Genomic DNA, 10,243 nt, shown 5'->3' with positions numbered 1-10,243 from the left:
GGCGGCGCAAGCGGTGCGGATGATCATCGGTCCCGGGTGGAGCCGCCCACCCTACGCGCGGTTCAGGCCGGGCTGGCGCCGAGGCGGCCGCCGCGCATGATGCGTTCCAGGAAGCCGGTTTTCGCCGCCGGGCGCGGCATGCCGTCGTCGACCATGCCGGCCCACTTCTCGCACAGCTGCTCGCAGGTGGCGCGCAGCACCGGGTCGAGCTCGGGCAGGCGCGCCAGCGCGCACAAGTGGCGCTCGATCACCGAGGCCAGGCGCACGCAGGGGCGGTCGTTCTCGTCGCGCGCGGTGTAGTGCGACATCAGATGCAGCAGCGACGCGATCATTACCGCGTCCCGGTGACGCAGGTCCTGCGCCGGCGGCATGGATGGCTTGTTCGGTTGGTCTTGCATGGCGGCCCCTCGGGTTCGTTGGACGGTGGGTGTCGATTTCTATGAATGAGAATCATTCTCATTCAATGGTAATCAAGGGGCGGGTGGGATGCAAGCGATTTTGCAAGCGTGCGTGCGTATGGGGAAGGCGTAGACGGTGGCGCGGTGCATGCGGTGAGACCGCGTGGACACAGGTGTCCACCCTACGAAAGGCAGTTGTAGGGTGGGCGCGGCCGGCGTAGGCACCCGAGTCCACGCTGTCTCACCGGCCGAACAACGGCAAAGCGAGCTACAACCGCGTCTCCCTTGCCGCCCTTAAAAACTCATCCAGCACCGGCGTGCAATCGAGCAGGTCCGTCCCGCCCGCCCGGTGGAACTCCGGATGCCACTGCAAGCCCATGACGAAATCGGCCCGGTCGTAGCGGATCGCCTCGACAATGCCGTCGGGATAGGACACCGCCTCGATGCGCACGTCGCGTCCAAGTTCCTTGACCGCCTGGTGGTGGATCGAATTGACGGTCGGCCGCTGGGCGTTCGGAAACATGCGCCCCAGCGAGGAACCCGGCGGGAACTCGATCGCGTGACGGTGCGCGTCGTAGTCGGTGTGCACGTGGGCCAGCGCTTCGGGCAGGTTGGTCGCCACGTCCTGGTAGAGCGTGCCGCCGAAGGCCACGTTGATCAGCTGGCAGCCGCGGCACACGCCCAGTACCGGCTTGCCGGCCTCGACGAATTCGTGCAGCAGCTCGAGCTCGTAGAGGTCGCGCGCGCGGTCGCCGCTCCACTCGGGGCGGGTCGGCGATTCGGAATAGGTCTGCGGCGAGACGTCGGCCCCGCCCTGCAGCACCAGGCCGTCGAGGTGGCGCGCGTAGTGGCGCAGCGTGATGTTGCTGGGATGGAGCAGCCCGTTCGTGTTCACCGTCGGGATCATGAACACCAGCACGTCGCGCGACATCACCCATTGCGCGATCGATTCCTCCAGGTATTGCAGGTTCTTGCTGCGCAGGCCAGTCGCGCCCGGTTCGGGATGGAAGATGCGGGCCGAGACGCCGATGCGCAGGGTGCGGCGCATGAAGTCGCGGTGGAAGCGGTCGCGCAGTGCGCGCCAGCGCGAGGACAAGACCCGTCCAACCAGCGCGAACGGCGTGTCGCCGGGGCGCTGGTAGCGCGGCGGGCCATCTGCCGAGCGGCGGTCGGGAACGCGCTCGGGCGCGTCGGGGCGGGTCTCCAGCGGCGGGCCGGGCGCCTCGCCACGCTGGGGTTGATGATCATCTGCCATGGTCTCAATATAGCTCCGCCACGGCCGCGCACGATTTGAAGTTGTAACAAAATCACACGGCTGGGCACCTCATTCAACAGCGTCACGAAGGAAACCGTCGAGCGCAGGAACCGAGGATGGACGGGTTTCCCGTCCACGCGTCCAACAGGACGTGTGTCCGGGCGCACGCGGTTTGAACGCGTGGGTGGCATAGCCGCCCACCCTACGCCGGCATCGAGGTGAGGCGGGCGAGGATGGCAACGAGGCTGCGATCCGCCACCGGCTTGTCGAGCAGGCCGCGCACGCCGGCCGAGTGGGCGCGGGCGGTATCGTAGGGGAAGGCCTTCCCGACCAGGAACACGACCGCCGTTCGGCCCGCGCCCTCCTGGGCCTTGATCGCGCTGCACAGTGCGTAGGGATCGATGCCGGGGGTCGAGGTATTGATCATCGCCACGCCCACCTGGGTCTCGTCGCACAGGCGCACCGCGGTCGATGCGCTGTCGGTCCAGGCGATCGCCAGGCGGCGCTCGCCGACCAGGCGCGCCAGGTGGTCGCGGAAGGCGCCCTCCTTGTCGACGATCAGGACCTGGTCCGGCCGTGGCAGCTGGCGCAGCGCCGGGCCATCGACGGCGAGGCTGTCGTCGGCCAGGCGCTGGCGGCGGCGCCGTTCAGGCAGGGGCGGCTCGCCGCGCGCGCACAGCAGTTCCAGCGCGCGGCGGCGCTCGGCGACCAGGTGGGCAAGCGTCACCTGGAGCGTGGCGGCATCGAAGGGACGCGCAAGGCGCGCCAGGCCGTGGTCAAGCCCCCCTACCTGCAGCGCCAGCGGCATGCCGCGCATGCTGGTCAGGCGCAGCAGCGCGGCCGGGTTTTCGCCGTCGACCAGGTAGAGATCGGGCTCCTGCAGGCTGTCTTCGTGCAGGCAGGCATAGGACGGCCCCGCGCGCGGGACCGCGCATAACATCGCGGACATGCGGGCGGCCTCGCCGGGCTCGAATCCGAGCAGGCGTACGGCAATCGGAATTTTTTGTACCTGCATGATGACCGTCCCGGCAGGCGCCGCTTCCGGGGCTCCCCATTGTTGTGCATGATGCCACGCGGCGCATCGGCCTTGCATTCGATACTGTACACATGTACAGTATTATCCTTGGCCGATGCCGTCCGATCGACGGTTTCCAGGGCCGCCCTGACGTAGCACGCTTGCGTACCAATCTAGTCACGTTCCTTTGCGTTGACAAGCACAATCCGTCACGCCATCCCTGCTTTTTCCTTCCGACAAGATATAGAATGCGCAGGCATTCGAAAAAACACTGATCAGCATGGCCACTAAGAAACCCGCAACCGATTACAGCGAATCATCCATCCGGGTCCTGAAAGGACTCGAACCCGTGAAGCAGCGTCCGGGCATGTACACCCGCACGGAAAATCCGCTGCACATCATCCAGGAAGTGATCGACAACGCCTCCGACGAGGCATTGGGCGGCCACTGCAAGAACATCGGCGTGACGATCAATACCGACGGTTCGATTACCGTCGAGGACGACGGCCGCGGCATCCCGGTCGGTATGCACCCCGAGGAAGGCGTCTCCACCGTCGAGATCGTCTTCACCCGCCTGCACGCCGGCGGCAAGTTCGACAAGGGTTCGGGCGGCGCCTACGCCTTCTCGGGCGGCCTGCACGGCGTCGGCGTCTCGGTCACCAATGCGCTGTCGAAGCGCCTGGAAATCACCGTCTGGCGCAAGACCGAGGACGGCAACGGCGTCCACAACCTGGTGTTCGCCGACGGCGACGTCATCGAGCCCCTGACCTCAGGCCCATTCGAGCGCGGCGGCAAGAAGAACGGCACCCGCGTCACCGCCTGGCCGGACGGCAAATACTTCGATTCGCCGAACATCCCGATGACGGAACTGCAGCGCCTGCTGCGTTCGAAGGCCGTGCTGCTGCCGGGCGTCACCGTCACCCTCACCAACGCCAAGACCGGCGACGTCCAGACCTGGCGCTACGACGAAGGCCTGCGCGGCTATCTCACCGAAGCGCTGGCCTCGAGCTCGAACGGCGAAACCCTGATCCCGCTGTTCGAAGGCGCGCAATACGCCGCCGCGGGCGACGAAGGTTTTGCCGAAGGCGAAGGCGCGGCCTGGGTCGTGGCCTGGACCGAGGAAGGCGCGATCGTGCGCGAGTCCTACGTCAACCTGATCCCGACCCCGAGCGGCGGCACCCACGAATCCGGCCTGCGCGACGGCCTGTTCGGCGCCGTGAAAGGCTTCGTCGAACTGCACGGCCTGCTGCCGAAAGGCGTGAAACTGCTGCCGGAAGACGTGTTCGCACGGGTCTCGTTCGTGTTGTCGGCGAAGGTGCTGGACCCGCAGTTCCAGGGCCAGACCAAGGAGCGCCTGAACTCGCGCGACGCCGTGAAGCTCGTCTCGACCTTCACCAAGCCGCCGCTGGAACTGTGGCTGAACCAGCACGTCGAATACGGCAAGAAGCTGGCCGACCTGGTGATCAAGCAGGCGCAGTCGCGCATGCGTTCGCTGCAAAAGGTCGAGAAGAAAAAATCCTCGGGCGTGGCCGTGCTGCCGGGTAAGCTGACCGACTGCGAATCCTCGGACATCACCCGCAACGAACTGTTCCTGGTCGAGGGCGACTCGGCCGGCGGCTCCGCAAAAATGGGCCGCGACAAGGAATTCCAGGCCATCCTGCCGCTGCGCGGCAAGGTCCTGAACACCTGGGAAACCGACCGCGACCGCCTGTTCGCGAACAACGAAATCCACGACATTTCCGTGGCGATCGGGGTCGACCCGCACTCGCACGGCGATTCGCCGGATCTCACCGGTCTGCGCTACGGCAAGATCTGCATCCTGTCCGACGCGGACGTCGACGGCTCGCACATCCAGGTCCTGCTGCTGACCCTGTTCTTCAAGCACTTCCCTGCCCTGTTCAAGCATGGCCACATCTGCGTGGCGCGTCCGCCGCTGTACCGCGTCGACGTGCCGGCGCGCGGCAAGAAGCCGCTGCAGAAGCTGTACGCCCTCGACGACGGCGAACTGCTGGCGATCGAGGACAAGCTGAAAAAAGAAGGCCTGAAGGAAGGTTCCTGGAGCATCTCCCGCTTCAAGGGCCTGGGCGAGATGAACGCCGAGCAGCTGTGGGAAACCACGATGAACCCGGACACCCGCCGTCTGCTGCCGGTGTCGCTGGGCGACTTCGACCACGGCGAATCCTCGGCCCGTTTCAACATGCTGATGGGCAAGGGAGAAGCTGCCGCACGCCGCGCATGGATTGAGGAACACGGTAACGAGACGGAAGCGGATATTTGATGGCGTCCGGGGTGATTTGAGGCACGAAAGACGCGTGGGCACAAGTGCCCACCCTACGTAGGGTGGGTTCTCGAACCCACCACTACACCGCCAGCACAATCGAATCGCCCCGCGCCCCGCTACCCGCTCAACAAGAATCGAACACACAGAATATGTCTACCCAAGCAAGCCTCTTTGAACAAGCCAGCGAACCGGCCGACGATATCGACACGCTGACCCTGTCCACCTTCGCCGAGCGCGCCTACCTCGACTACGCGGTCTCGGTGGTCAAGGGCCGCGCCCTGCCCGACGTCTCCGACGGCCAGAAGCCGGTCCAGCGCCGCATCCTGTACGCGATGAACGAACTGGGCCTGGGCGCCACCGCCAAGCCGCGCAAGTGCGCGGCCGTGGTCGGCGACGTGCTCGGCAAGCTGCACCCGCACGGCGACCAGTCGGTCTACGACGCGCTGGTGCGCATGGCCCAGGACTTCTCGCTGCGCTACCCGCTGATCGACGGCCAGGGCAACTTCGGCTCGCGCGACGGCGACGGCGCCGCGGCGATGCGCTACACCGAAGCCCGCCTGACGCCGATCTCGCGCCTGCTGTTAGATGAGATCGACATGGGCACGGTCGACTTCCAGCCGAACTACGACGGCACCACGAACGAGCCGCGCTCGCTGCCGGCGCGCCTGCCGATGGTGCTGCTGAACGGCGCCTCCGGCATCGCGGTGGGCCTGGCGACCGAGATCCCCTCGCACAACCTGCGCGAAGTGGCCGACGCCGCGGTCACCATGATCCGCAATCCGAAGATCTCGAACGCCGAGCTGATGACCATCGTCCCGGGTCCGGACTTCCCGGGCGGCGGCCAGATCATCACCCCGGCGTCGCAGATCGCCGACATGTACGCGACCGGCCGCGGCTCGATGAAGGTGCGCGCGCGCTGGAAGATCGAGGAACTGGCGCGCGGCCAGTGGCAGGCGGTCGTCACCGAACTCCCGCCGGGCACCTCGGCGGCGCGCGTGCAGCAGGAAATCGAGGAACTGACCAACCCGAAGGTCAAGCTGGGCAAGAAGACCCTCACGCCCGAGCAGCTGGCGCTGAAGCAGACCATCCTCGGCGCGCTCGACACGATGCGCGACGAATCCGGCCGCGACGCGCCGGTGCGCCTGGTGTTCGAGCCGAAGTCGAAGAACCAGGACCAGACCGAATTCATGCTGCTGCTGCTGGCGCATACCTCGCTGGAGACGTCGAGCCCGATCAACCTGGTGATGATCGGCGGCGACGGCCGTCCGCGCCAGAAGGGCCTGCTCGAGATCCTGCAGGAGTGGATCGATTATCGGTTCACCACCGTCAAGCGCCGCACCGAGTTCAAGCTCGGCAAGGTCAACGACCGCATCCACATCCTGGAGGGCCGCGAGACCGTCCTGCTGAACATCGACGAGGTGATCGCCATCATCCGCAATGCGGACGAGCCGAAGGCGGCCCTGATCGAGCGCTTCCGCCTGTCCGAGCGCCAGGCCGAGGACATCCTCGAGATCCGCCTGCGCCAGCTGGCGCGCCTGGAAGCGATCAAGATCCAGCAGGAGCTGGCCGAGCTGCGAAGCGAAAAGGAAAAGCTGGAAGACATCCTGGCCAATCCCTCGACCATGAAGCGCACCATCATCCGCGAGATCGAGGCCGACGCCAAACAGTTCGGCGACGCACGGCGCACCCTGATCGAGGAAGCGCAGAAGGCCGTGGCCGAGCAGAAGGTGGTCGACGAGCCGGTGACCGTCATCATCTCCGAGAAGGGCTGGGTACGCGCGCGTACCGGCATCGGCCACGATCCGGCGCAGTTCACCTTCAAGCCGGGCGACAGCCTGGGCAATGCCTTCGAATGCCGCACGGTCGACACCCTGCTGGGCATCGGCGACAACGGCAAGGTGTATTCGGTGCCGGTGGCGGCCCTGCCCGGGGCGCGCGGCGACGGTGTGCCGATCACGACCCTGGTCGATTTGTCGGGCGGCGTGCGCATCCTGCACTACTTCGCGGGCAATGGCGAAACGCGCCTGCTGCTGTCGACGACCAACGGCTTCGGCTTCGTCACCAAGGCCGGCGACATGGTCAGCCGCCTGAAGGGCGGCAAGTCCTTCGTCACGCTCGACGATGGCGCCGTGCCGCTGGCGCCGCGCGTGGTCGCGGACAATGCCGGCGCGGTAGCCTGCCTGTCCGAGAAGGGCCGCGTGCTGGTGTTCGGCATCGACGAGATGAAGGTGCTGACCAACGGCGGACGCGGCGTGACGCTGATGGACCTGGAGCCGAAGGAAACGCTGCTGGCGGCGCAACCGATCAGCCAGAAAGGCGTGAACGTGATCGGCACCTGGGCCGGCTCCAAGCCGCGCGTGGTCGAGCTCTACGCCTCGGGCCTGGAGCCGCACTTCGGCAAGCGCGCCAAGAAGGGCAAGCCGCTGTCGGCCAAGCTCAAGGCGAGCGACCTGGCGATGCGTTCGACGGGCGAGTAAGCGCGCCTGGTTGTAGCGTGAAGTGACAAAGCCGGCGGATGCCGGCTTTGTTGTTTTTGGATGTGCGTGGGTCGCGGGATCATGTTGCGTTTCGATTGCGGAAGCGCCGTAGCGCGTGGGTTCGAGAACCCACCCTACAAAACTGATCGATTGCAGAACCGCCGTACAGCGTGGACTCGGGAGTCCACCCTACGAAAACCAAGGCTGTTGTAGGGTGGACACCTGTGTCCACGCGGTACAGCGGCTCCGACATCGAAAAGCGTGAGGCGGTCCGTAGGGTGGGTTCTCGAACGCACGCGGTCGTCCCCATCCGAAGCCGCGACAGCGCTGCACCAAAAAAAAAATGCCGGCACCACGGCCGGCATCCATTACACGCGCAGGTGTGATTACTTCTTGGCCGCAGCCTTGTGCACGTCCGCCATCGCCTCGGCGCGCACCTGTTCGGTCTTGGCGGCCGCGGTCGCCTTGTCGGCAGCGGCGTCCACCTGCACCTTCAGCGATTTTTCATCGGCCTTGATCATCTTCTTCTCGGCCTTCAAGTTCGCTTCCGACACTTTTTCCTCGGCCTTGGCGATCGCCTTGGCGCGGTCTTCAGGATCGGCCTTGCTCACTTTTTCGGACGCGTCGGCATGCGCCTTCACGGCCTTGGCGTGGGCCTTGGCTTTCTTTTCCTGGGCGTCGGCGACGGCCTTGGTGACTTTTTCGTCGGCCTTGGCCGCAGCCTTGGCTTCCTTCGCCTCGGCCTTGGCGATGTCGGTTTCGGCCTCCGCCTCGGCTTTCACCACGGCTTCGGTGTTGGCCGGGGTGACGGTGGTCTGGGCATAGGCGCCTGCGGTAAACAGGCCGGCGATCAGGGTGGCGAGCAGTTTGTTCATGGTGTGTCCTTTCGGTTGTATGGTGGGTTGCGGGTCTGTGCCCGCGTTTGCGTTTTTAGCTTAACTTCTTATTAACAACGCCCTCAGAATAGGCCCCGCCCATACATGGGTCTGTTCGCCATCACACACACTACCGCTGAGTTGAAACAAGGTGTTTCAGCGCCTTCCCGGCCGCGACGCCGGCCCCGCGTACAGGTCGATGATCTCGCCGATCCCGTCCTGGCACACCGGGCAGAACTGCTCGCTGCGGTCGAACATGATGCACTGCATCGCCGGCCGGTAGTAGCCCGTCGCTTCGTAGTTCGCGCCCTCGAAGGCCCCGATGGCGTGGCGGTGCGGCTGCTTCGCGAACAGGGCGCGCGTGGCGGCCAGGTCTTCGCGAAACAGCGCATTCATGTCGCTTTCCGGACGGTTCTGCGCACGCAGCGCGGCGCGCTTCTTCTGGTAGGCGCGCGACGCCGCTTCGTACTCCTGCTTGGGCCAGGGCGTCGGCAGGGGCGTGCCGGCGGTTACATGTTGTTTCCATTTGATGTGGTCCGGATCGCGCAGCGCGGTCACGTTCGGCTCCCAGGGTTCCATGCGCGTGCCGCTTGCCTGGTAGGCCACCGGCGAGGTGTAGTACTCGTCCGCCAGGCCGGCGAAATGGTGGCCGAATTCGTGCACGAACAGGTAATTGGCCCAGTCGTTGCTTGCGGCCGCCGTGCTGAACTGCCCGAAAATGCCGCCGCCGCCATAGGTCTCGTTGTTGACCAGGATCTCGATGAACTCGTAGGGCGCGTGCTGGGCGATGTCGCGCAGTGCGCGGTTATCCAGCGTCAGCACATAACGCTCGCTGCCGAAGATGTCGTAGCGCGTGCCCAGGCGCGATGCGTGGTGCACGCCGGTGGACGGGCGCGAGACGCCCGATTCCGCGGTCGGCACCGCCAGCGCCCAGACGTTGAAATCGTTCGCGCGCTCCTTGAACGGCGACACCGTGAACAGGTGCGCCGAGAGGCGGCGCGCATCGGCTTCGAACTTTGGCATGTCCTGTTGCGTGTAGCCGTCGCCCAGGATCAGCAGGTCGACCTTCCGCGGCGACGGGCCGCTGACGCGGATCGCGATCGGCTTGGCCGGGGCGGCCGGCTGCTGCCTCACCACGTCCTGGGCCCTGGCGTCGACGTCCACGCTCCACGCCACCGAGAAGGCGTTGCGCTCGTCGCGCTTGAGGATGCGCACGCGCACCGGCCGCTCGAAATCCGGGAAGCGCACCGATTCGCCGAAACTGCGGCTGAGCTTGCTTGCCTCCTCCGTCGTGCGCCATTCGCCGAACACGGTCGAGAAGCCGCGCGAATACAGCAGGTCGCCGGTTTTCGCGTCGACCACCTCGACCCGGTTCTGGCCGCGGTTGGTGTCGTCCAGGTTGCGCGCCATGTCGCCCGGCCAGGGCAGCGGCTCGACCAGCACGCGCTCGATGGCGTACTGGTCGGACAGGGCGTTGCCGCTGTGGGTGTAGTCGAGGCGGACGGTGGCCGGTTGCGCGGCCTGGGCAAGGCCGCTGCCCACGGCCAGGAGAAGGATCAGGCCGCGGCAAACGCAGGAGAGGGACATGGGTTCGCTTCGTTCATGGAAAAACACATTGTAGTCCCGATGTGTTCCATCCGCGATCCCGCGCCCGACCTTCGCGGGAACGACGACTTACGTTCCCTTCAGGCGCACGAGCAGGACCTGGAAGCGGACGTCGTCCCGCAGGCGTGCGAACTCCGGCGCCGCGACGGCATGCGCGCCGTCGCGCCACCCGTCGCTGTAAGCCTGGTACAACTGGCGTACGGCGGCATCGTCGTCGCCGTCGCGCGCGGCCGCGCGCGCCGCCTCATACGCCGCCGACCAGGACGCCGGCGCATCCGCCGCCGGCAGGGACGGCGCCGCCTTCGCGACGGGCGGCGGCGCGGCGGCCGCGGCGACC

8 protein-coding genes are annotated in these 10,243 nt (G+C 66.3%); 2 read left to right on the top strand and 6 right to left on the bottom strand.

Going from position 1 to position 10,243, the window contains the following annotated elements; all coding sequences use genetic code 11:
* Positions 1-62: 62 nt before the first annotated feature.
* The 3 genes from RT688_RS11575 to RT688_RS11565 all read right to left on the bottom strand — a co-directional run bounded on the left by RT688_RS11575 (position 63) and on the right by RT688_RS11565 (position 2,668).
* Entirely contained in the window at positions 63-398 is a 336-nt protein-coding gene (locus tag RT688_RS11575; protein ID WP_409521910.1) for a hypothetical protein, read from the bottom strand.
* Positions 399-666: 268 nt separating this feature from the next.
* A complete protein-coding gene (locus tag RT688_RS11570) occupies positions 667-1,653 on the bottom strand; it encodes a type 1 glutamine amidotransferase (RefSeq protein ID WP_313705030.1) in 987 nt (328 codons plus the stop codon).
* A gap of 202 nt (positions 1,654-1,855) precedes the next feature.
* Entirely contained in the window at positions 1,856-2,668 is an 813-nt protein-coding gene (locus RT688_RS11565; RefSeq protein ID WP_313705029.1) for a response regulator, read from the bottom strand.
* Positions 2,669-2,948: 280 nt separating this feature from the next.
* Here RT688_RS11565 and RT688_RS11560 point away from each other — a divergent pair, with 280 nt between their 5' ends.
* Together RT688_RS11560 and parC are read left to right on the top strand one after the other, a co-directional pair.
* Positions 2,949-4,946, top strand: coding sequence for a DNA topoisomerase IV subunit B (locus RT688_RS11560; RefSeq protein WP_313705028.1), 1,998 nt, complete (start codon positions 2,949-2,951; stop codon positions 4,944-4,946).
* Between the two features lie 152 nt (positions 4,947-5,098).
* Positions 5,099-7,426 (top strand): DNA topoisomerase IV subunit A, encoded by a 2,328-nt coding sequence (gene parC / locus RT688_RS11555; protein ID WP_313705027.1) that lies wholly within the window; start codon positions 5,099-5,101, stop codon positions 7,424-7,426.
* Positions 7,427-7,812: 386 nt separating this feature from the next.
* Here parC and RT688_RS11550 read toward each other — a convergent pair whose 3' ends face one another.
* The 3 genes from RT688_RS11550 to RT688_RS11540 all read right to left on the bottom strand — a co-directional run.
* Positions 7,813-8,301 (bottom strand): hypothetical protein, encoded by a 489-nt coding sequence (locus RT688_RS11550; RefSeq protein WP_313705026.1) that lies wholly within the window; start codon positions 8,299-8,301, stop codon positions 7,813-7,815.
* 156 nt (positions 8,302-8,457) lie between these two features.
* Complete coding sequence (locus tag RT688_RS11545) at positions 8,458-9,888, bottom strand: IgA Peptidase M64 (protein ID WP_313705025.1); 1,431 nt, start codon at positions 9,886-9,888, stop codon at positions 8,458-8,460.
* Positions 9,889-9,975: 87 nt separating this feature from the next.
* Positions 9,976-10,243 (bottom strand): TPR end-of-group domain-containing protein (locus tag RT688_RS11540; RefSeq protein WP_409521909.1); only part of this gene is annotated, 268 nt, incomplete at its 5' end.

The organism is Massilia sp. (assembly GCF_032106685.1).
Classification (GTDB): domain Bacteria; phylum Pseudomonadota; class Gammaproteobacteria; order Burkholderiales; family Burkholderiaceae_D; genus Telluria.
The sequence above is the reverse complement of the archived record's forward strand: the minus strand, read 5'-3'. Positions and strand labels throughout refer to the sequence as shown.

Bases quoted from the DNA above. Each gene is read 5' to 3' on its own strand.
- RT688_RS11575 (WP_409521910.1), bottom strand. From the start codon at position 398: ATGCAAGACCAACCGAACAAGCCATCCATGCCGCCGGCGCAGGACCTG.
- RT688_RS11570 (WP_313705030.1), bottom strand. From the start codon at position 1,653: ATGGCAGATGATCATCAACCCCAGCGTGGCGAGGCGCCCGGCCCGCCG.
- RT688_RS11565 (WP_313705029.1), bottom strand. From the start codon at position 2,668: ATGCAGGTACAAAAAATTCCGATTGCCGTACGCCTGCTCGGATTCGAG.
- RT688_RS11560 (WP_313705028.1), top strand. From the start codon at position 2,949: ATGGCCACTAAGAAACCCGCAACCGATTACAGCGAATCATCCATCCGG.
- parC (WP_313705027.1), top strand. From the start codon at position 5,099: ATGTCTACCCAAGCAAGCCTCTTTGAACAAGCCAGCGAACCGGCCGAC.
- RT688_RS11550 (WP_313705026.1), bottom strand. From the start codon at position 8,301: ATGAACAAACTGCTCGCCACCCTGATCGCCGGCCTGTTTACCGCAGGC.
- RT688_RS11545 (WP_313705025.1), bottom strand. From the start codon at position 9,888: ATGTCCCTCTCCTGCGTTTGCCGCGGCCTGATCCTTCTCCTGGCCGTG.